Annotated in this window: 25 protein-coding genes; 7 read left to right on the plus strand and 18 right to left on the minus strand. The window is 31.2% G+C overall.

Features of this window, described 5'->3' with window-relative positions:
- Positions 1–4: 4 nt before the first annotated feature.
- Positions 5–211 carry a membrane or secreted protein gene (locus C7H52_RS00640; RefSeq protein WP_106461948.1) on the minus strand — a complete coding sequence of 69 codons (207 nt, stop codon included), beginning with the start codon at positions 209–211 and terminating at the stop codon, positions 5–7.
- A gap of 122 nt (positions 212–333) precedes the next feature.
- On the opposite strand from C7H52_RS00640, the gene C7H52_RS00645 reads away from it, so the two are divergent.
- The 3 genes from C7H52_RS00645 to C7H52_RS00655 all read left to right on the plus strand — a co-directional run bounded on the left by C7H52_RS00645 (position 334) and on the right by C7H52_RS00655 (position 2,481).
- Positions 334–1,008, plus strand: a complete 675-nt coding sequence (locus C7H52_RS00645; protein WP_106461949.1) for a class I SAM-dependent methyltransferase — start codon at positions 334–336, stop codon at positions 1,006–1,008.
- A 260-nt stretch (positions 1,009–1,268) separates the two neighbouring features.
- The gene (locus C7H52_RS00650; RefSeq protein ID WP_106461950.1) at positions 1,269–1,700 is read left to right on the plus strand and encodes an FKBP-type peptidyl-prolyl cis-trans isomerase; all 432 of its coding nucleotides are present in this window, start codon (positions 1,269–1,271) and stop codon (positions 1,698–1,700) included.
- 163 nt (positions 1,701–1,863) lie between these two features.
- Entirely contained in the window at positions 1,864–2,481 is a 618-nt protein-coding gene (locus C7H52_RS00655; protein ID WP_106461951.1) for a LysE family transporter, read from the plus strand.
- Here the strand turns inward: C7H52_RS00655 and murB are convergent.
- The 3 genes from murB to C7H52_RS00670 form a co-directional block, all read right to left on the minus strand.
- Positions 2,476–3,489 carry a UDP-N-acetylmuramate dehydrogenase gene (murB, locus tag C7H52_RS00660; protein ID WP_106461952.1) on the minus strand — a complete coding sequence of 338 codons (1,014 nt, stop codon included), beginning with the start codon at positions 3,487–3,489 and terminating at the stop codon, positions 2,476–2,478. The genes C7H52_RS00655 and murB overlap by 6 nt on opposite strands.
- On the minus strand, positions 3,490–4,683 hold the full coding sequence (locus C7H52_RS00665) for a pyridoxal phosphate-dependent aminotransferase (protein WP_106461953.1): 1,194 nt from the start codon (positions 4,681–4,683) through the stop codon (positions 3,490–3,492).
- A 128-nt stretch (positions 4,684–4,811) separates the two neighbouring features.
- Positions 4,812–5,237 carry a DUF1573 domain-containing protein gene (locus tag C7H52_RS00670; RefSeq protein ID WP_106462063.1) on the minus strand — a complete coding sequence of 142 codons (426 nt, stop codon included), beginning with the start codon at positions 5,235–5,237 and terminating at the stop codon, positions 4,812–4,814.
- A 164-nt stretch (positions 5,238–5,401) separates the two neighbouring features.
- Here C7H52_RS00670 and C7H52_RS00675 point away from each other — a divergent pair, with 164 nt between their 5' ends.
- The gene (locus C7H52_RS00675; RefSeq protein WP_106461954.1) at positions 5,402–8,038 is read left to right on the plus strand and encodes a valine--tRNA ligase; all 2,637 of its coding nucleotides are present in this window, start codon (positions 5,402–5,404) and stop codon (positions 8,036–8,038) included.
- A 74-nt stretch (positions 8,039–8,112) separates the two neighbouring features.
- On the opposite strand, the gene C7H52_RS00680 is transcribed toward C7H52_RS00675, so the two are convergent.
- Both C7H52_RS00680 and C7H52_RS00685 read right to left on the minus strand, forming a co-directional pair.
- Positions 8,113–8,403, minus strand: a complete 291-nt coding sequence (locus C7H52_RS00680; RefSeq protein WP_221405026.1) for a hypothetical protein — start codon at positions 8,401–8,403, stop codon at positions 8,113–8,115.
- Between the two features lie 347 nt (positions 8,404–8,750).
- On the minus strand, positions 8,751–9,053 hold the full coding sequence (locus C7H52_RS00685) for a hypothetical protein (RefSeq protein WP_106461956.1): 303 nt from the start codon (positions 9,051–9,053) through the stop codon (positions 8,751–8,753).
- A 649-nt stretch (positions 9,054–9,702) separates the two neighbouring features.
- On the opposite strand from C7H52_RS00685, the gene C7H52_RS00690 reads away from it, so the two are divergent.
- Both C7H52_RS00690 and C7H52_RS00695 read left to right on the plus strand, forming a co-directional pair.
- Positions 9,703–10,392, plus strand: coding sequence for a hypothetical protein (locus C7H52_RS00690; protein WP_106461957.1), 690 nt, complete (start codon positions 9,703–9,705; stop codon positions 10,390–10,392).
- A 91-nt stretch (positions 10,393–10,483) separates the two neighbouring features.
- Positions 10,484–11,290: a DNA/RNA non-specific endonuclease gene (locus tag C7H52_RS00695; RefSeq protein ID WP_106461958.1), complete on the plus strand. Its 807-nt coding sequence runs from the start codon at positions 10,484–10,486 to the stop codon at positions 11,288–11,290.
- Here C7H52_RS00695 and C7H52_RS00700 read toward each other — a convergent pair.
- From C7H52_RS00700 to gcvP, 4 genes are all read right to left on the minus strand, one after another.
- Positions 11,287–12,141 (minus strand): glycosyltransferase family 2 protein, encoded by an 855-nt coding sequence (locus tag C7H52_RS00700; RefSeq protein WP_106461959.1) that lies wholly within the window; start codon positions 12,139–12,141, stop codon positions 11,287–11,289. The genes C7H52_RS00695 and C7H52_RS00700 overlap by 4 nt on opposite strands.
- Before the next feature lie 3 nt (positions 12,142–12,144).
- Positions 12,145–12,669, minus strand: a complete 525-nt coding sequence (locus C7H52_RS00705; RefSeq protein WP_106461960.1) for a methyltransferase — start codon at positions 12,667–12,669, stop codon at positions 12,145–12,147.
- Positions 12,670–12,672: 3 nt separating this feature from the next.
- Positions 12,673–13,734, minus strand: a complete 1,062-nt coding sequence (locus C7H52_RS00710; protein WP_106461961.1) for a 3-oxoacyl-ACP synthase III family protein — start codon at positions 13,732–13,734, stop codon at positions 12,673–12,675.
- Positions 13,735–13,908: 174 nt separating this feature from the next.
- A complete protein-coding gene (gene gcvP / locus C7H52_RS00715) occupies positions 13,909–16,758 on the minus strand; it encodes an aminomethyl-transferring glycine dehydrogenase (protein WP_106461962.1) in 2,850 nt (949 codons plus the stop codon).
- A gap of 117 nt (positions 16,759–16,875) precedes the next feature.
- On the opposite strand from gcvP, the gene C7H52_RS00720 reads away from it, so the two are divergent.
- On the plus strand, positions 16,876–17,697 hold the full coding sequence (locus C7H52_RS00720; RefSeq protein WP_106461963.1) for a UbiA prenyltransferase family protein: 822 nt from the start codon (positions 16,876–16,878) through the stop codon (positions 17,695–17,697).
- Here C7H52_RS00720 and C7H52_RS00725 read toward each other — a convergent pair.
- From C7H52_RS00725 to C7H52_RS00760, 8 genes are all read right to left on the minus strand, one after another.
- Positions 17,686–17,931 (minus strand): glycine dehydrogenase, encoded by a 246-nt coding sequence (locus tag C7H52_RS00725; protein ID WP_245918508.1) that lies wholly within the window; start codon positions 17,929–17,931, stop codon positions 17,686–17,688. The two genes, C7H52_RS00720 and C7H52_RS00725, sit on opposite strands and share 12 nt — an antisense overlap.
- A 3-nt stretch (positions 17,932–17,934) precedes the next feature.
- On the minus strand, positions 17,935–18,489 hold the full coding sequence (locus C7H52_RS00730) for a sigma-70 family RNA polymerase sigma factor (RefSeq protein ID WP_106461965.1): 555 nt from the start codon (positions 18,487–18,489) through the stop codon (positions 17,935–17,937).
- A 35-nt stretch (positions 18,490–18,524) separates the two neighbouring features.
- Positions 18,525–18,929 carry a hypothetical protein gene (locus C7H52_RS00735; RefSeq protein WP_106461966.1) on the minus strand — a complete coding sequence of 135 codons (405 nt, stop codon included), beginning with the start codon at positions 18,927–18,929 and terminating at the stop codon, positions 18,525–18,527.
- Positions 18,930–18,932: 3 nt separating this feature from the next.
- The gene (locus C7H52_RS00740; protein ID WP_245918511.1) at positions 18,933–19,505 is read right to left on the minus strand and encodes a class I SAM-dependent methyltransferase; all 573 of its coding nucleotides are present in this window, start codon (positions 19,503–19,505) and stop codon (positions 18,933–18,935) included.
- Between the two features lie 164 nt (positions 19,506–19,669).
- Complete coding sequence (locus tag C7H52_RS00745) at positions 19,670–20,407, minus strand: DUF2071 domain-containing protein (protein ID WP_106462064.1); 738 nt, start codon at positions 20,405–20,407, stop codon at positions 19,670–19,672.
- 169 nt (positions 20,408–20,576) lie between these two features.
- The gene (locus C7H52_RS13525; RefSeq protein ID WP_245918513.1) at positions 20,577–20,786 is read right to left on the minus strand and encodes a DoxX-like family protein; all 210 of its coding nucleotides are present in this window, start codon (positions 20,784–20,786) and stop codon (positions 20,577–20,579) included.
- Between the two features lie 29 nt (positions 20,787–20,815).
- On the minus strand, positions 20,816–21,160 hold the full coding sequence (locus C7H52_RS00755) for a hypothetical protein (protein WP_106461968.1): 345 nt from the start codon (positions 21,158–21,160) through the stop codon (positions 20,816–20,818).
- Between the two features lie 54 nt (positions 21,161–21,214).
- Complete coding sequence (locus tag C7H52_RS00760) at positions 21,215–21,715, minus strand: GbsR/MarR family transcriptional regulator (protein ID WP_106461969.1); 501 nt, start codon at positions 21,713–21,715, stop codon at positions 21,215–21,217.
- Positions 21,716–21,818 lie beyond the last annotated feature (103 nt).

A 21,818-nucleotide genomic window follows, 5' to 3' on the forward strand; every position in this document is an offset into this window, starting at 1 on the left:
CCAACTAAGAAACGTGTTCTGGTTCGCTACAATTTTCAAATTGGTCTGGTGTTTTACCACAAAACCCACAAGATTCACCTTCTTTATTAAGCATAGGGTTTTGACTGGCACAAGTGCCCGCAAATTTTCCATCTTTTTTTGCCCAAATTTTAATGGCTATCCCAGCAATACCTAGTCCTAAAAGGACTAGTGTAATTAAAAACAGTTTCATAACACTATAATTTTACACAAAGGTACTAAAATCTAGCCATTTATTTAAAAAAGGCTTTTTGCAATACTAAAATTTAGTAGTTTAGAGCTTATAAATAAATATGTAATACGTTTTAGGTTTAAATGGATTTATCTAAAAAAGCTTCAAAAATAAGTAATGCTTGGCCAACAAAGGAAGCAATGTCTCAAGTATATGATCTAGGATTATGGGGATCTAGCGAAGATGTATTTTACTCTGGCGAAGGTTCTCATCGCAAAGAGTTAGTTGAGCCTTATGTTTTGGAGGTAACTTCTTTTTTAAGATCATTTGCTGTTCCTCAAGTAGTGTGCGATTTAGGTTGTGGCGATTTTAATATAGGACAACAATTGGTGGCCTACTCTAAGAAATATTGGGCTATAGATATTGTTCCAGAACTTATTGAGTACAACAAAAAAAAGTTTGAGCAAAAAAGCTTAGAGTTTAAATGTCTTGATATTGCAACAGACACTTTGCCTAAAGCCGATATTATTATACTTAGGCAAGTGCTACAACATTTGTCTAATACAGAGGTGCTAAAAGTAATTGAAAAGCTTAAATCGTATGGTTATGTTATTTTAACAGAGCATCTTCCTAATGGCGACTTTATACCAAATAAAGATATTATTTCTGGGCAAGGTATTAGGCTAAAAAAACAAAGTGGAGTTAACCTTTTAAAATCGCCATTCAATTTAAAAATTTTAAAAGCTAAAGAATTTTTGCGAATTAATTTGGGGTCTAACAAAGGAGAGATTGTTACAAATTTATATCAATTAAGCTAATTATTTTTAAGACTGACAAATTTTCAGACCAGGAGTTTTTAAAATTTATTTTCAAATACTATTGCTGTTATCTCTTTATACAAGTCGTTTTTGAGTGTTTTGAAATAAATAACTTGATATTGTTTTTTTACAATAAGTTAATCCATTTTCAAAATATAGTCTTTGGCTTGGTTTTGGCGGCAACAGATCTGTAAGTTTAAAATGATATGTATAAGGTGTAAAAATTATGCTCAATACATTTCAAAAAAATTAAATTAAGTATGACTCAAGTTAAAGAGAACAACACAGTAAAAGTAAATTACACAGGTAAATTAGCAAATGGTCAAGTTTTTGACACTTCTGAAGGTAGAGAGCCCTTAGAATTTACTTTAGGTCAAGGCCAGTTAATTCCAGGTTTTGAAAAAGGTGTTATAGACATGAAATTAAATGAAAAGAAAACTATTACAATTGCTAAAGAAGAAGCTTATGGAGAAGTAAATAAAGACTTGATCCAAGAAGTTAAAAAAACAGAATTACCACAGGATATGTCTCCAGAAGTAGGTATGGGCTTAGTGTCTAAATCTCCAGATGGTAGAGAAGTTAATTTAATGGTAACAGAAGTAAAAGAAGATAGTATTGTAGTAGATGCAAATCATCCTTTAGCAGGTAAAGAACTTATTTTTGATTTAGAAGTTGTAGATATTATAGCTTAATATTTTAAATCAATTTATCAATCCTGATGCTTTTTAATACTAAAAAGTATCAGGATTTTTTTTAGAGTAATTATGAGATTATGTTCCTGATTTTTCAAACTTTGAACTTATTGGGTTAATCTTATGGTATTTTTAATTGTTTCTTTGTATTAAATTTTAAACAATGGTTTTTTTAACATGCGTATGCTTAGGTTTTATTATTGCTGCTCTTGGAAGCATTACGCCTAGTTTTTTAAATCTTACTGTTGTTAAATTTAGTTTAAGAAGCGGTAGAAGATCTGCTTTGTTCTTGATAGGAGGATTTGCAACCGTTTTATTTTTTCAAGCTAATTTAGGAGCATATTTGTCCAGTGTTTTAATGGAAAATTCTGAGTATATTACATTAATACAACAAGTAGGAACTGGAATTTTGATTTTATTATCGCTAAATTTCTTTAGGTTATACAAGACTTCTAAATTAAAAAAGAAGAAGATTGAAATTGAAAAATCTAAAGCCTATCTGCACGGTATAGGGATGTCCTTACTAAATACGTTTGCTGTGCCATTTTACTTTACTGCAATTTCTTTCCTTATTGGTTTAGAATATTTTAAATATTCTTTTATCAATAGTTTATATTTTTCTATAGGATCTACCGCAGGATCATTTACATTATATGCCGTTTATGCTACAGTTGCAAGTAAAATAGAAGAGCGGCTAACAAATATCGCCAGTAAAATGGATTTAATTTTAGGCTGTTTAACTGGTGTTGTAGGTATAGGTAATTTAATTTACTTATTATAAAATATTTACCTCGGCTTCAATTTCAATATCGAAAATACGTAATACTGTTTCTTGTATCAGTTGTGATAGTTTTAAAATATCATTTCCTGAAGCGCCACCATAATTAACTAATACTAAGGCTTGTTTTTTATGTACGCCATAATTACCAAAGGTTTTGCCTTTAAAACCAGCAGTTTCAATAAGCCAACCCGCAGGAACTTTAACTTCAGAAGTAGAAACTTTATAGCAAGGTGCTTCTGGGAAATTTTTAAGTAAATTGGTAAAGGCCTCATTAGAAATTACAGGGTTTTTAAAAAAACTTCCGCTGTTTCCAATCTCTTTTGGGTCCGGTAATTTACTCTGTCTAATAGCTATTACGGCATTAGAGATGTCCTTTATTGTTGGGGTTGAGATACTGTTTTGGATTAATTGTTCTTTTATAGCACCATAATCAACCTTTAAATGGTGGTTTTTAGTACTAAGCTTAAAAGTAACATTTAATATAATGTACTGTCCTTTAACAGTCGTTTTGAAAATAGAATTTCTATACTCAAACTTACAGTCTGAATTTTTAAATGTTTCTATTTCTAATGTTTTTAGGTTTAAAGCTTCGCAGCTATGAAACGTATCTTTTAATTCCACACCATAAGCACCAATGTTTTGTATGGGGCTCGTACCAACATTACCAGGTATAAGAGACATGTTTTCTAAACCACCATAGTTGTGTTCTAAACACCACAACACAAATTCGTGCCAGTTTTCTCCTGCGTTACATTTTATAAGAATGTGTTCTTCAGATTCGGAAACAATGCTTTTTCCTTTTAAATTTATATGTATTACCAAATCGGTAATATCCTTAGTTAATAGCATATTACTACCTCCACCAAGAATAAATTTAGGCTGGTCTTGATTGGTGTTAAGTAAAGTAACTAAATCTTCTGTAGTATTTACACTTACAAAAGATTTAGCTTTTACATCTATACCAAAAGTATTATAGGGTTTTAAAGATATGTTGTGTTTAATCTCCACTTAATCGTTGTAAACTTTAAGGGCTTCTTTTAAAATATGAATTGATTTTTTTAAGCTCTCTTTGTTCAGAACATAAGCAATTCTAATCTGGTTTAAACCTACATTTGGTGTGCTGTAAAATCCACCAGCAGGAGCAACCATAATAGTCTCATTGTCTACATCAAAAGATTCTAATAACCATTGTGCAAAATGGTCACTGTTTTTTATTGGTAATTCTGCCACACAATAAAAGGCACCTTTTGGCTTAGCAACCTTAACACCATCAATACTTTCTAAACCCTCTATAAGTAAATTTCTTCGTTCTACATACTCATCAATAACATCATCAAAATAAGATTGAGGTGTTGCTAATGCTGCTTCACTTGCAATTTGAGCTAAAGTTGGAGGGCTTAAACGTGCCTGAGCAAATTTTAAAGCCGTGCTAATAACATCTTTATTTTTACTTACCAGACAACCAATTCTTGCGCCACACATACTGTATCTTTTGGATACAGAATCAATTAAAATAGCATGATTTTCCAATCCAAATTCATCTTCTAAAATAGATACATGCTGGTTTCCATCATAAGCAAACTCACGATAAACTTCGTCTGCAATAATGAATAAATCATGTTTTTTTACAATTTTAGCTAATTTGCTTATTTCTTCTCTAGAATACAAGTAACCGGTTGGATTTCCAGGGTTACAAATCAGAATAGCTTTGGTTTTTGGCGTAATTAATTTTTCGAATTCTTCTATTGCAGGTAAAGCAAAGTTATCTTCAATTTTAGAAATTACCGGCACAACACTTACTCCAGAAGCGGTAGAAAATCCATTATAATTGGCGTAGAATGGTTCAGGAATAATTACTTCATCGTTGGTGTCCATAATGCTACCAAATGCAAATAATAAAGCTTCACTACCACCGGTAGTTACTATAATATCTTCTTTAGCAACATTAATATTTACACCTTTATAATACTCTGCAATCTTATGTCTATAATCATCAGATCCTTCAGACCGTGTATAGGCTAATATATCTAGCGATAATGCTTTTACTGCATCTATAGCGTTTTGAGGCGTTTTTATATCGGGCTGACCTATATTTAAATGATAAACTTTTTTTCCTTCAGCATAAGCCTTTTCGGCAAATGGAACAAGTTTTCGAATAGGCGATTGTGGCATAGCCAAACCTTTGTTAGAAATTTTAGGCATTTTTATTTTTAATATTTAGAGCAAAGTTCCGAAAAAAAATAGGATTTGTTTAGTAACTCTTGTTAATTTTTAAGCATAAAAAAACCAGAACTAAAGTTCTGGTTTTTGTTGTTATCTTATAAAGAATCTTACTGCGCCATAACGCTTTTCTCTTTTTTGTTTAATACACTAGTTTTACTAGAATCTATAACTTCTCCTTTAATTTTTAAAGATACTACTGGAGTGTCTGCATTAGACTCTACGGAAATGGTTTTTCTTATTGGCATTACACGATTGGTATCGTATTTAACCTCAATTTTTCCTGTTGCACCTGGCATAATTGGGTCTTCTGGTTTTTTTGGAATAGTACATCCACAACTAGAAGTCACTTTAGAAATAACTAAAGGAGCATTTCCTGTATTAGTAAATTCAAATACTCTAACACCATCAGCACCTTTTTCAATAGTACCATAGTCTATAGTCGTTTCTTTAAATTCAATTTTAGCACCACTGTTTTGTGCTTGAGCAGATAAACTTAAAAAGCCTATAAATAAAAGTGTAAATAAATGTTTCATTGCTTTCATATTTAATTGATTGTAAATTTAGTTTCTTTTTTAAAATACTGCAAACTATTTAAACACATTTAACGTATTAAAGCACGAATTAAAAGGTTTATAATTTCGCAGAAAAAATAATATAATTACTTTTGCTTTTAGATATTCAAAAACTATTCCAAAGTATGCAAATACCAAATAAATACGAAGCACAACAGGTAGAAAATAAATGGTACGACTACTGGATGAAACATAATTATTTTCATTCTACACCAGACGAAAGAGAACCTTATACCATAGTTATTCCACCGCCAAATGTTACTGGAGTGTTACACATGGGACACATGTTAAACAACACGATTCAGGACGTTTTAATTCGTCGTGCCCGTTTATTAGGTAAAAATGCGTGCTGGGTTCCTGGAACAGATCATGCCTCTATAGCAACCGAAGCTAAAGTAGTGGCACGATTAAAAGAGCAAGGGATTGATAAAAATGATTTATCCAGAGACGAATTTTTAAAGCATGCTTGGGATTGGACTCATGAATATGGAGGGGTTATTTTAGAGCAGTTAAAAAAGTTAGGATGCTCATGTGATTGGGATAGAACTAAGTTTACTATGGACGATGATATGTCTGAAGCAGTAATTAAAGTTTTTGTAGATCTATACAACAAAGGACTTATTTACCGAGGTTTTAGAATGGTAAACTGGGATCCAGAAGCAAAAACAACTTTGTCTGACGAGGAAGTAATTCACGTTGAAAAACAAGGTTTATTATATTATTTAAATTATAAAATTGAAGATGGCGAAGACACCTTAACCATTGCAACCACTAGACCAGAAACTATTTTTGGAGATACGGCTATTTGTATTAACCCTAACGATGAGCGTTTTACACATCTAAAAGGTAAAAAAGCAATTGTACCTATCTGCGGAAGAGTTATTCCAATTATTGAAGATGAGTATGTTGATTTAGAATTTGGTACAGGTTGTCTTAAAGTGACGCCCGCACACGATGAGAATGATAAAGTTCTTGGAGATAAACACAATTTAGAAGTTATCGATATATTTAATGATGATGCTTCTTTAAACGCTTATGGCTTACATTATGAAGGTCAAGATCGCTTTGAAGTAAGAAAAGCCATTTCTAAAGAATTAGAAGCAGCAGGAATTTTAATAAAAACTGAAACACATACCAATAAAGTAGGGACAAGCGAGCGTACCAAAGCTGTTATAGAGCCTAAATTAAGTGACCAATGGTTTTTAAAAATGGAAGATTTAGCTAAACCTGCTATTGAAGCAGTTTTAGGTGAAGATGCCGAAATTAATTTATTTCCTAAAAAGTTTGAAAATACTTACAGACATTGGATGGAAAATGTACGTGACTGGAATATATCGCGACAATTGTTATGGGGTCAGCAAATACCTGCTTTTTATTATGGAGAAGGTAAAGACGACTTTGTTGTTGCAGAGACGATTGAGAAAGCAGTAGAATTAGCCAAAGCAAAAACCAAAAACCAAGAGCTAACAGCTAATAGCCTTAAACAGGAAACCGATGCGTTAGATACTTGGTTCAGTTCATGGTTATGGCCAATGAGCGTTTTTGATGGTATTCGTAATCCTGAAAATGAAGAAATTAACTACTATTACCCAACAAATGACTTAGTAACGGGTCCAGATATTTTATTTTTCTGGGTAGCACGTATGATTGTGGCGGGTTATGAATATAAAGATGCACGTCCTTTTGAGAATGTGTATCTAACAGGTTTAGTTCGCGACAAACAACGTCGTAAAATGAGTAAATCTCTTGGTAATTCGCCAGATGCTTTAAAATTAATTGAACAATACAGTGCAGATGGTGTTCGTGTAGGGTTGCTATTAAGTAGCGCAGCAGGAAACGATTTAATGTTTGATGAAGCGCTTTGCCAGCAAGGAAAAGGATTTGGAAACAAAATCTGGAATGCTTTCAATTTAACCAATCTGTGGGAGATTAGTGAATCTATCGAGCAACCAGAATCAAGTAGAATAGCTTTACAATGGTATGAATCTAAATTTCAACAAACACTTTTAGACATCGAAGATCATTTTAGTAAGTACCGTTTAAGTGATGCGTTGATGGCTATTTATAAATTAATTTACGATGATTTTTGTGGGTGGTTATTAGAGATTGTAAAACCAGCTTATCAACAACCTATAGATGCTCAAACCTATAATAAGGTAATGAAGTGTTTTGAAGATAATTTAAAAATTCTTCATCCTTTTATGCCATTTTTAACAGAAGACATTTGGCAATATATAAATGAAAGAAGTCCGGAAGAGGCTTTAATTATTTCAAAATGGCCAGAAGCTAAACCAATTAACAAAGAGCTAATTACTCAGTTTGATTTTGCTTCTGAAGTTATTTCAGGAATTAGAACCATTCGTAAAGAAAAAAACATAGCTTTTAAAGACGCTATAAGCTTTTCTGTAATTAATAATGAATCGGTTTCTAAGGAATTTGATGCGGTTATTGCTAAGCTAGGAAATCTAGAGGTTATTAATTATGTAAATGAAACTGTTGATGGCGCTTTAACCTTTAGAGTAAAATCTAATGAATATTTCATTCCTATGGAAGGCAGTATAGACGTTGAAGCAGAAATAACAAAGCTTACAGAAGAGTTAAAATATACCGAAGGATTTTTAAAATCTGTACAAAAAAAACTGTCTAACGAACGTTTTGTTGCTGGAGCACCAGAGAAAGTTATAGCTTTAGAAAGAAACAAAGAAGCAGATGCTTTAGCTAAAATTGAAACTTTAAAAGCAAGTTTGTCTAGTTTAAATTAAAAAAAAGCGGAAACATAAAAATTAATGTTTCCGCTTTTTTTACTATATGTTATAATGCTCTTTTGTTAAATCTATTACCAAGTCACAATAATAGGGTCATCATCATTATCTGGTTCCCCTCTATAGCAATTGCCTATAAAATCACCATGCGCTAAATGTGCTTCTAAAGCTTTCACGCTTATCTCAATGGTTCTAGGGTTTTGATTGTTTCCCGGTGGAATATGACAAATTACAATTTTGTCCTTAGAAGACATCGCGATATCTTCAGTCTTAGTTTTATTATTAACTGTAAATGCACAAATTAAAAAAGAAATAATTAAAACAATTTTTTTCATAAATATGGTTTGGTTATAAATTTTATGCAAAAGTACACTTAATTAGGACTAACCAAATCTTATTCTTAAGTATTAGTCAAAGGGCTTAATTAACCGATATCGAACATTTTTATATTTAATTATATTCACTTTAATTCATTCTCCTACTGTTCGTTATTTTTTTTTTGATATTAGTTGTGTAAGGTTTTGTTTCTTTATGAATTGTTTTATTAATATTGATTTTATTATGAAATTAATGTTTTTTAGTTGACTAGCTAGTGATTGAGTAAATTCAAAATAGTTTTTTCCCTTAACGTAATTTTATAGCTTGTTAAAATAGAAAAAGGCAATTAAGTAATTTAATTGCCTTTTCATAACTCTTATGTTGATTTATTAATTTACAGAAACCAAGTACCAACACCAGTATCGTCGTCACCGTCATCATCGTCGGTTTGGCATGGCCCTACGGTATCTCCATGTGCTAGATGTCCCTTTAATGCATTTACACTAATTTCAATTGGGTGAGAATTTCCTAAGTTACCTGGCGGAAAATGACAAATCAAAACTTTTTCTCCTAATTTATTCGCTAATATTTTCTTTTGACTTTCTTTTTCTATTTGATTAAAACCAAAAACTAACCCACTAACGATAAATCCAGAGATTAATATTAAACTTTTAATAAAATTCTTTGAGTTTTTCATAATATCTATATTGTTTTTTAAGGTTATATTTTAATATAATGATAATTTTAGATCTAGTACGACTTATTTTGTCTTATTAGTTATATCGGTATTAAAGTCGATAAAATGCATAAAATGAGATTGTTATATGTTTTTTTATGTTAATTTTATCCTTCTATTATTATAATTTTAACATAATTAAATTGTGACTTTTTCGAAGTAATAATTTTGTATTGGGATTAATACTTAATTCACTACTAAACAACGTCCAAGTTTTCCTAAAAAAAACTATTTAACTAACGGATATCAAATATTTTTATATTTAGTTATACACATTTTACGTAATTTCTTACCGTTTTTAAAAAACATATTGTTGTTTAAAAGTTTGTTTTAATCGTAAATTATTTCATTAATGTAGGTTTTGTTTTTGTAGTATTTAGAAAGGTTAAATATTTAAGTTAAATTATTTTTAAGTTTACAAGACATAATTTAGAACCAAATAGTTTGCTTTAAAATCAATAATTAACTTAATATTATCTTAAAAAGTTAACTAACTAAGTAACTATGTTAATTTTCAATAAAAATTTAGGAATTGTTTATCAGTTCAAAACCTTAAGCATTTAAAAAAGCAATTAATTTTGTAAGTGTATTAACCATAAAACATTTAATTATGAAAACGACAAAATTTTTTACAGCAGCAATTATAGTATCAGGATTAACTTTTACGGCGTGCGGAAGCGATAAAAAAGAGAATGCAGAAGCAATGGATTCTACAGAAACAGAAATGTACCAATCAGATTTAGAGGCTAACAACCAAACCGAAGCTGAAAATCCTACAGCGGTAATTATGACGCGTCAGTATGCAATGAATGATGGAACTCAGATTAATTATGATTTAAATGAAGAAGGTGTAACAGGATTTGAAGCTTGGGAACCATTTAATACATTAAGTTATGAAATGAGAGAAATTGAAAAAGTTAATTTCGTTGCAACTAATGAAAGAATTAATAACTGGAACGGAACAATTATGTCATTAGATAAAACTATTCCATCTTGGTTAAAAACAGAAGAAGTGATGGAAGATGTTGCAGATATTCAGAAAGAATATAAAGAATTAATTGCAGAAAAAAATGCTTCAGAAAAAGAACGTAAGGAAAATTTAGAAGAACTTTCTGAACAGTTTGATGACTTAAGAGAAGAGTTAACAGAAACTATTGATGAATATATAAAAGTACATCAAGAAGCTATCGAAGAATATAATGAAGAAGCTAAAAAAGGTAAGATGGATGCTGCCAGAGAAGAATATAATGAAGAAATAAAAAAGCAAAATAAAATTGCCGATTATAAAGAGAAGAAATAATAACTTTTACTAGTTTTATTATGCCCTTTCAAAATGAAAGGGCATTTTTTTTGATTTAATGTTTTAACTACATTGTAAAAAAAAATTATCAATGTCTAAAAAGACACAATATTCTATAATTGCAGCTGTAATACTAGTTATTGTATATGCTGTTAATTACATCCAAGATCAAGACCTAAAAAAAAAGCAGGTAGAATCGGGAACACAAAATAAACCCACTACAAATACTTTTTTTATGCCTACTAGTACTACTGGACAAATAGTGCACCATGATGGTTACAGCTTGAGTTATAGTGAAGCTCATGAACAGGCAGAATGGGTGGCTTACGAGTTAAAAAAAGAGCATTTATCTCAAAACAACTTTAAAAGACCTTATTTTGAAATTGATCAAGCGGTTAAAACAGGTGCTGCAAGCTGGAGAAATTATAAGAATTCCGGATACGATAAAGGGCATTTATGTCCTGCTGGCGATAAAAGATATAGTCAAAAAGCGCACGACGAAACTTTTTTAACTAGTAATATAACTCCGCAAGAACATCAGTTTAATGCAGGTATCTGGAATACACTAGAGCAACAAACCCGTTATTGGGCAAAGCGCTATGATGGTGTTTTTGTAATTACAGGAAGTGTTTTAAAAGGGAATTTGAAGCGGATAGGAGCAGAACAGGTTTCTGTGCCTAATCTGTTTTATAAAGTGCTGTTAGATTATAATAACGGAGCTCCAAAGGTAATTGCTTTTTTAATTCCGCACCAAGATTCTAACCTGCCACTTCAGCGTTTTGTAGTCTCCGTAGATCATATAGAAAATGCTACAGGAATAGATTTTTTCCCCGAATTAGATGATACTATAGAAGATGTTATTGAAGCTACTATCAACGTAGAGAATTGGAAGTTTTAATTAAAACCTATTTTTTTTAAAATCCCTTTCCACCTTAAGTCTCTAATAAATTTTCCTTGTGGTTCTGTGACCAAATACTCTGGTTTTTCCTTAACGGCTTTTCTGTATCCAGATACAAAATCTATAAAATAAGATAACTGTTTTTTCTTTATAGAAAGTTTCAAAGCAGATATAACAGATAGAATAAACCCAGAGCGCATTTTGTACATGGCTTCGCCCTGTAAATGTTTTGATTTTTTATTATAACTCGCGCCAGTTGGTTTTAAGTGTTTAACTTTAAGAGATTCATCCGTTAAAATTTCAAAGCCATAATACTTCGCCAACAACTCGTCTACAGTATCCCAACCCATCGAGTTTTTAAGGCCTCCAATTGCTTCAAAACAAGGTTTTGTGTATGCTTTAAGTGCACCTCGAATATGATCTTTAGAGGTCAAGTTTTCTAAAACCCATGTGTTATTTTGTTTTACATAGCAAAAGCCAGCAACCATGCCTAATTTTGGATTAGATTGGTAGTGTTGTGCTAAAGTTTCTAAATAATTCTCAGGAAAAATTAAATCGGCATCAAATTTACAAATCACATCAAAATCCTTAGTGCACGTTTTAAACCCTGCATTAAATGCATTAATTATTTTTGCTCCCGGTAAGTGTTCGTTGGAAGATTTATTTTCAATTAAAGTAATAAAATCATATGCTTCGCAAAATTTTGAAACAATTTCTCCTGTAGTATCTGTAGAATTATCATTAATAACTATAATTTCCTCGGGAAGTAAAGTTTGACTTGCTAAAGACTGCAAGGTTAAACCAATAACATCGGCTTCATTATGCGCAGGAATAATAATTGAAAATTTCAAAACTTAATGTATTCTTTCGGCGTAAACCAAATAGTATCTAGGGACAAAATAGCGTAGTATAGGTCTTAATCCGAATTTTTTTGTAGGATGCGTAAATTTTTTTCGATCTATTATTTTCCACCCTGCTTTTTCTAATAACCAGTCGAATTGCCAGTCTTCAAACTCGTGGAAATGTCTGTCCCATTGGTCGGTTTTACTTCTATAAGCTGAAGAAAACCAAAGTCTTAAAGGTATGCTTGCAACTAATTTATCTGCTTCAATAGCTTTTAGTACCGTTAGTGGGGACAAAAGGTGTTCGAAAATTTCAAAAGCCGTAACTACTGTTGCTTCACTTGTTTTTAGTGCTGAGGTATCTTCATCTAAATCCTCACCAAGTGTATTTTCTACATTGTATCCTGCTTTTAGCATAATTTCTGAAAAAGGATTTTTTACACCTAAATCCAGAATAATTTCTTCTTTAGAAACATGCTTTTCTAGAAATTCATAAGTAAGCTTAAAGCGTTTGTGAGGAAACGTATGTTTGTACATGCACTATACTTTATAAACCATTGCATTTATATGCATACCGGCACCAACGCTGGCAAACATGACAATATCTCCTTTATTAAGTTGATGACCATCCAATTCGTTTTGTAAAATTAAATCGTATAAGGTTGGAATGGTTGCCACAGAACTGTTACCTAGTTTATGTATACTCATAGGCATAACACTTTCCGGTACTTGTTTTTTGTATAAACGGTAAAAACGCTTAGTAATAGCTTCATCCATTTTTTCATTGGCCTGATGAATAATGATTTTTTTTAGATCATCAATGTGCTCACCAGATTTTTCTAAGCAAGCCTTCATGGCTTTAGGCACTTCATTTAAGGCGAATTCATAGATTTTACGACCATTCATTTTAATGTATCGTGTATCTTCCGTTAAATGCTTATTATTAGACTTTCCAAAATTTAGGAAATAAGCTTCATCATAGGTAAAACTTGCAGTTTCATGAGCTAAAATACCACTATCTTCATCTGTAGAGGCTTCAATAACAGTAGCTCCAGCGCCATCAGAAAATATCATAGAATCTCTATCGTGCTTATCAATAACACGAGATAACATTTCAGAACCAATCACTAAACATTTTTTAGCCAATCCTGCTTTTATAAATGCATTAGCCTGAACAACACCTTCAATCCAGCCTGGACATCCAAATAATAAATCGTAAGCGACACATTTAGGGTTTTTAATACGTAAACTGTGTTTAACACGAGCCGCTAGACAAGGTACCATATCGCTTTGTACCGTATTTATGGTAACATCTCCAAAATTGTGCGCCAGTATAATATAATCTAAATCTTCTCGGTCTATGCCTGCGTTTTCAATAGCTTTTTCTGCAGCAAAGAAAGAAATATCGGAAGTATTAAACTCAGGCTTAGCGTATCTTCTTTCTTTAATACCAGTAATTTCTTCAAATTTTTCCACAATAACCGTATTCGGATTGTTAATTGAAGATCCGTCTGCATTTAAAAAGTGATGGTTGTGAAACGCATCATTTTTTTCAATTTCTGTTGGAATATAGCTTCCAACACCTGTTATTTTAACTGACATATAATAATTTGTCTACTTTATATAGTACTAAACTAAGAATAAAAATGTTTAGAATTTATGTTTTTACTATAAATGATTAGGAATTACGAATTTAGCAATTATATATAGAATAATCTATAAATTGAAAAAGCACCCTATTTTATTAAGGGTGCTTTTTCATTATTATGAATTATTTTAAGCTTCCATATACTCTTCAATAGGTGCACAAGTACAAATTAAGTTTCTGTCACCATAGGCATCATCTACACGACGTACAGTTGGCCAGAATTTATTATCCGCAACATATTCTAAAGGAAAAGCTGCAGTTTTACGAGAGTATGGTAAATTCCATTCATCGTCTGTAAGCATCGCCTGAGTATGTGGTGCATTTTTTAAAGGATTATTATCATCATCTTTATCTGCTGCTTCAATTTCATGACGAATTGAAATCATGGCGTCACAAAAACGATCCATTTCCTCTTTGCTTTCACTTTCAGTTGGCTCAATCATCATAGTTCCTGCAACAGGGAAAGATACTGTTGGTGCGTGAAAACCATAATCCATAAGTCGCTTAGCAATATCAACGACTTCAATCCCTTTAGCTTTAAACTCGCGACAATCAATAATCATTTCATGAGCTGCACGTCCTTTTTCACCAGAGTAAAGAGTATTAAATGCACCATCTAAACGCGCTTTAATATAGTTGGCATTTAAAATAGCAATTTCTGTAGATTTTTTAAGTCCTGCAGCACCAAGCATTTTAATATAGCCGTATGAGATTAAACATGCCAAAGCAGAGCCAAATGGCGCAGCTGATATAGCAGAAATAGATTGGTGTCCACCTGTTTTTATAATTGGGTTTCCTGGTAAAAATGGCACTAGTTGTTTTGCAACACAAATTGGTCCTACACCTGGTCCGCCACCTCCATGAGGAATAGCAAAGGTCTTGTGTAAGTTTAAGTGGCAAACGTCTGCTCCAATTTTTCCTGGATTGGTTAATCCAACTTGAGCATTCATATTGGCACCATCCATATAAACTTGTCCGCCATTATCATGAATTATTTGTGTAATTTCACAAATAGCACTTTCAAACACACCATGTGTAGATGGATACGTTACCATTAATGCCGATAAATTGTCTTTGTATTTGATGGCTTTTTCGCGTAAATCTTCAACATCAATATTCCCGTTTTCACTAGCTTTAGTAACCACAACTTTCATACCTGCCATTACTGCACTTGCCGGATTAGTTCCGTGAGCAGATGAAGGAATTAAGCAGATGTTTCTGTGGTGGTCTCCACGAGATTCATGATAAGCTCTAATAACCATTAAACCTGCAAATTCTCCTTGTGCACCAGAGTTTGGTTGTAATGAGGTTGCAGAAAAACCTGTAATTTCTGTTAATTGATTTTCCAATGCATTTAAAACCAGTTTGTAACCAATAGGCTGATTAACCGGTGCGAATGGATGTATATTTCCCCAATTTGGGTTACTTAACGGAAGCATTTCTGCTGCCGCATTTAGTTTCATTGTACAAGACCCTAAAGAAATCATCGATTGGTTTAAAGCTAAGTCTTTACGCTCTAAACGTTTGATGTAACGCATTAATTCTGTTTCAGAATGGTATGAATTGAAAACGTCTAAGGTTAAAAATTCTGTTTCACGTTGTAAGTGGTCTGGAATGGTATCGTTAGTCTCTAAAGTTTCTATTGGAGACGTCGTTGTTTCAGTCACCTTTTCAAAAATGGAAATAATTTCATTTAAATCTGAAATACTTGTTGTTTCATTTATAGAAATCGTTACGGTATTTGTGTCTGGATAATGAAAGTTTACTTCTTTTTTCTCTGCTTCATATTTAGTTTTAACCGCATCTGCTTTTATTTGAATAGTGTCGAAAAAGTAAGCGTTAGTTTGCTCAATTCCTAAATCCTTAAGCGCTTTAGATAATGCAGCAGCAGAGTTATTAACTTTATTTGCAATATATGTTAAACCTCTTGGACCATGATACACAGCATACATACCTGCCATAACCGCAAGAAGTACTTGTGCCGTACAGATATTAGAAGTTGCTTTATCTCGCTTAATATGTTGCTCACGAGTCTGTAAAGCCATACGCAGTGCACGGTTACCATTTTTATCTTTAGTAACACCAATAATACGACCAGGAATATCACGCTTGTAAGCTTCTTTTGTTGCAAAATAAGCTGCGTGAGGTCCGCCATAACCCATTGGTATACCAAAGCGTTGTGTTGTACCTACAACTACGTCTGCCCCAAATTTACCAGGAGCTTCTAATTTTATTAAACTTAAAATATCTGCACAAACAGCAACTTTTATATTTACGGCATTCGCTTTTTCTATAAACGATTTAATATCCGTGATTTTACCATTTTTAGCAGGGTATTGTAATAATGCACCAAAATAATCATTAGTTAAATTATATTCAGCTTCATTACCAATAACCAATTCAATCCCAATAGGTACTGCACGAGTTTCTAATAAATCTATAGTTTGAGGTAGTACTAAATCTGATACAAAAAATTTATTAACGTCTGCCTTTTTTTGGTCACGATCACGAACAGCAAATAATAAACTCATAGCTTCTGCAGCAGCAGTACTCTCGTCTAATAAAGATGCATTAGCTAACTCCATACCAGTTAAGTCGGTAACCATGGTCTGGAAATTTAATAAAGCTTCCAAACGACCTTGAGCAATTTCTGCCTGATATGGCGTATATGCTGTGTACCAACCTGGATTTTCTAAGATGTTACGTTGGATAACCGCAGGTAAAATAGTAGGGTTATAACCTAGACCTATGTAAGTTTTATATACTTTATTTAATTTAGATAGCTCATTGATATGAGATGAATATTCAAACTCGCTCATTGGTTCATCTAAATCCAATTCCTTTTGTAACTTAATGTTGTCAGGTATGGTTTCATTAATTAACTGATCTAAACTGCTAACACCAATAGTTTTTAACATGGCATCATAATCACTTAATCTTGGACCAATATGTCTGATAGAAAAATCGTTTGTATTCATTTTAAAATGAGTTAAATTTCTTGCAAAAATAATGAAAACAAATAGTTTAATAATAGTTAGACTTTAAAGTTTTTAAATAAAAGCAGCACTTATTAACAAGTTGTTTATTTTTGTTTAATGATTTGGATACGCAAATGGTTAAATTTTTATATTAATTCCAGTGTACATGTTGCATTAGCTGTATTTGGATTAACATTTGTGGCTTTAACAAAATTTAAAATAGGATTTGATTCTGTGACTTTGGGATTCAATTTTTTTGCAACTATTTTAGGCTATAATTTTGTAAAATATTTTACTGTTTTTAAAGCTAAATTTAAAAATAAAATAAATGCCATTTATGGCATTGCGGGAGTGTCGTTTTTAGCATTATTAGGAGCAATATACTATGGTTTGCAGTTGCGTATTCTCGTTCAATTATTAATTCTTCTTTTTGCCTTTCTAACCGTTTTATATGCGTTGCCTCTTTTTAAGTTATGGCGTAGTCAGGAATACAAGAGTTTACGGTTTATACCAGGAATTAAAATTTTTATAATTGCTTTAGTATGGGCTGGGGTTTGTGTGCTTATACCTGTGCTTCAAAATCAATTTAATTTAAACTTAAAGGTTTGGCTTACTTTTGTGGAGTTTTTTATAATTGTAGTTGTTTTAATGATTCCTTTTGAAATACGTGATTTAAAGTATGACACTAGAGGATTAAAGACATTGCCACAATTACTTGGGGTTAAATATACCAAAACTTTCGGATTAATACTTTGTAGTATTGTTTTAATTATTGAAGTTTATATACACTTAGAAGCTGCTAAAATGCTTGTTATGTCAGCAATAATTGTATTGATTTTAGCTGGTTTTGTCTGGTGGAGTTCTATAAAACGTTCAACTTTATATTGTTCGTTTTGGGTAGAAGCAATTCCAATATTTTGGATGCTTTTATTGTTCTAACTGTTTTTCGATTTGAGTTTTAAGTGCTTTTTTGGCAGCATCTGTAAGTTTAAAACTGTTTTCTTTATTCATAAACTCTGTTAGTTTAGTGTTTCTAGCACTATGTTTTTTACAAGCATTACAATATAAAAGATGTATTTTTAATTTTATAAGTTCTAAAAATGAAGCTTCTTTGTACTGACCTTTATTGCATACATGATTGGCTTCTTCGCAAGGTAAAAATAGTTTTATCATAATCTATAACCAGTTTTTTTCAAGGCAGCTCGCCATAGCGGTTCGTGCTCTATGAATAATCACCCATAAGTTAGACGCAGTAATGTTTAATTCATTACAAATAGTTTCGGTATCGTAATCCAGAATGGTTTTCATTTCAAAAATTGTGGCTTGTTTTTCAGGAAGTTTTTTTAAACAATTTTGAATCGCATTACCAAGTTCAGAGTTTTCTATCGTGTCTTCCGCAGTTTTGTCAAATGGGTCTGCAACGCGCTCTTCCATCCAGTCGCCTTCAGCATCATCTTCATTATTATAGTTCATTCGAACCTCGGCTTTCCCTTTATTTGAATTGATTTTTCGGTAGTGATCTATGATTTTTCGTTTTAAAATTGAAATCAACCAAGTACGCTCACTTGCTTCACCTTTAAAATTTTTCATAGACTTTAAGCCTGCCAAGAATGTTTCAGAAATAAGATCTTGAGCTATTTCATGATTACTCACCCGAGTAATGGTGTAATTGTACAGATAATCGCTATAACGATCGACCCAAGACTTGGGATTAATGACGTGAGTAGGCATAAATTTTCTTCTTTTTCAAGAGTAAATGTAAGTAATTAATATGGGTTTTTTATATAAATATATAAGAATACTGTGCAAAAGTATGTCCATAAAATAGAAAATATAATATGTACACGAGTCTCAAAAATCAATCCTTTCCAAAGTTTTTTTGAATACCCAAAAAACTGTATAAATAAACGTAGTCCCCAAAAAAAAGCTAGACCTAAGCAAATACTTTTTCCTATTGATGTGGTTACTAAATCTGTACTGTGAAAAAGGCAAAGTAATCCCATTAGAAAAACAGTAAGTGCAATAAACAAAGTATGTATATGCATCATTTGTCTATTAATAAGAGTTAAAGGTTTTAAATTGTCTTTCCATTTAAAATATTTTGGAAAAATAATGTGTGCTAGTGCAAGTAATATAAGCACAAAACCTATAATGTGTAGTTGAGTTTCCATAATTTATTTTTTAAATGTCAAAATAGACATAAATCGTGTAAATTTTAATGAATTGTCAAGAGTGAATCCAGCTTTATTAAAGTCGGAAACCCACGTGTTTTTTGAAAAAAAATGTGTGAAACCTATTGAAAAAGCTAGGAAATTTGGTAAATCTCTTAAATGTTCAACCAAAACTACTTTTGCGTTTGTTTTACAAACTCTTTTACATTCTTTTAAAAATTGAATTCTTTCTTCAGATTGTCTAATTTCATGTAAAGCAGAAATAAAGAAAATTGCATCAACAGAATTATCTTCCAATTGAATTTTTTGACTATTTACAAATTTTGTATTTGGATATACTAAACCTAATCTTCTTGCTCTTTTAATTGCTGGCTCAGTATGTTTGTATTTATCATAAAAATCGTAAACACGAAATGATTTGGGTTTTAATTTTCTATTAAGTATATAACTTGTTTCATCAAACCCCGCATTAATGTTTAAAACGACATTTTTAGACTCTAGTTTTATATGTTTTAACCATTTAAATTCATAAAAGCCCGAAAAATCATATACATAAGCAGATATTATTAATGGCATTAATAAACCAATAAAAAAAACTATTGTGATTGTATATTGTATTATTGGAGAAGCATTTAAAAGGAATAAGCATAAATTAAATATTCCTAACACAATAAGTCCGACAACGTAAAAGTGTCTATTAAAACTTAAAATATTTTTTACACCTTGTAACTTTTTTCGTTTTATTTCCATAATTCAATTTCACCTTTTTTCCAATAATAAGGGATGTTTTCTATAATAAAAGCATTTGCTAATATTGGATTATTCAAACCTAATTTGTTAAAAAAACTAATATGATAACTGTCAATTTTTATTGGTTTGGGTTTCCAGTTTGTTCTAACACCTTGTATAATTAAAACCTCTTTATTTTTTTCGTTATATGTGAAAGTAAATGGTAACGGACCTGCAAATCTTCTTGCTTCTTTCCAATTTTGAAAAGGTGATTTTTTTGGTAGGCTTGCTTTTGCGTCTATAGTATCCATTGAAATGGTAAATTTGGAAGAGTTTGAATAGATATTTTTTTTGCCACTAATAAAAGTTTCAGTAATGTCGGTTTTTGTGTAATTATAATGAGTGAAAATGTTTCCCATAAATGCCATTTGGGCTTTGTTAGTTTCTGATTTTAGTATGTATAAACCACGTAATTTTTTACCTTTTTTATTTGTGTATCTTACAAAAACACGATAACCTACAAGGAAAAAATTATTACCCATAAATTTGGGGAATCCTTTAGGACGCAGGTCTGTTGTGTCTACCATCGCCATAGCTATAAAGGCCCATTTATTATCATGTAAATCCAAGCTTAAACAATCAGGAATTAAAGTTTCAAGCTGTTCTTTAGGGACAGCAAATGTTAAAACTATTGAACTTTTAAAAAAAGCTTCTACAGCAAATGGATGATTTTTAAGACGAGCTAACATGTTTGTTTTTTGATTGGTTAAAATAAAAAGCATTAATGTAAACTAAGACTACAAAGATGAGAGCAAAAAACATATTTAGTTCTTTCCATAATAGTAGTTCTCTAGCATATATGAACTCTAGTGTGTTCATTAATATTACTATACAAATTTGTAAAACTGCATTTGTTTTTTACTTATATTTTAAAAATACCCATATAGCCAGAATTACTTCTAAAACTCCGATAAATATAATAGCCGCTCTTGAATTATTAGTATTCAATATTTGTGCAGCTAAAGCTTCATGTCTCGGTACTTGGTTTAGAATTTTACAATATAAACCATTAATAAGCCAAACAGAAGCTATAAGTGTTGTAAATATTTCATTTAGTTTGTTTTTCATTTTTTAACTTTAATTGATAATTATATTACTTAGACTCCATTTTGCTTTTTTATCATATAAGTAATATATAAATGAAAAAAGGCAAGAATGCTAGAAACAATCATCCATATAAAAAGCAATAATAAAGTTTCAATTCTAGAAAATACCGAAACTAATTTAAAAACTATTGCTAAAGTTGGAGTTACTAATAAATAAGTGTAAAACAGTTTTTTGTTTTTTTTGTTAAGTTTATTTTTTTTATTAAAAATAATAATACACATTATAAGTTGAGTGAAACCTAGTAATGGAAGTGCTATAATGCCACCCCACATAGTTAAAGTAACTCCAACACCTATAATTGTTAAATATTTATTTGTTAGATATAAATTTCTCATAATTCTATATGTTTTAAACTTTCAATAAATATTGAAATATGTGTTTAAATTTTTTTAAGTAAAGAGTTTTACTAAGGATTTAGTTATCCAGTTTTGTTTTTGGTTGACTAATTTATTAATCATTTCATCTGCTGTTTCAGTTAATTCATGCAATGCTTTGGTTTGCTTAATTAATTCTTTAGCTTCTGGAGAAGTATCTTCAATAGTTGAAACTTCAGCCAAGACTTTAATGACTGGTTTAATTTCTCTTCTACTACGTTCTTTAGCAACAATCCTAGCTAACTCTTGTACATCTTTTTCCGTTGTAAAAAACTCTTTTCGCTCACCAGCTACTAGTTCTTTCGTTACAATTCCCCAGTCCATGAGTTGACGTAAATTCATACTAGTATTACCACGGGAAATTTTTAATTCTTCCATAATATCTTCCATAGAAAGAGGTTTAGTAGAAATAAATAATAAGGCTTGTATTTGTGCCATAGCCTTATTTATGCCCCAAAGCGAACCTAAACTTCCCCAAGTATTAATAAATTTATCTTTAGCTTCTTTGTAATCCATACAGCAAATATATAAAATATTTTAAACTTTCAATAAGTATTGAAAGTTTATTATAAAAAATAAGTCATTTTATATTTTTAATGTGAAATGACTTATTTAATAA

The sequence above is a fragment of the Aurantibacter aestuarii genome (assembly GCF_003008425.1).
GTDB classification, from domain to species: domain Bacteria; phylum Bacteroidota; class Bacteroidia; order Flavobacteriales; family Flavobacteriaceae; genus Aurantibacter; species Aurantibacter aestuarii.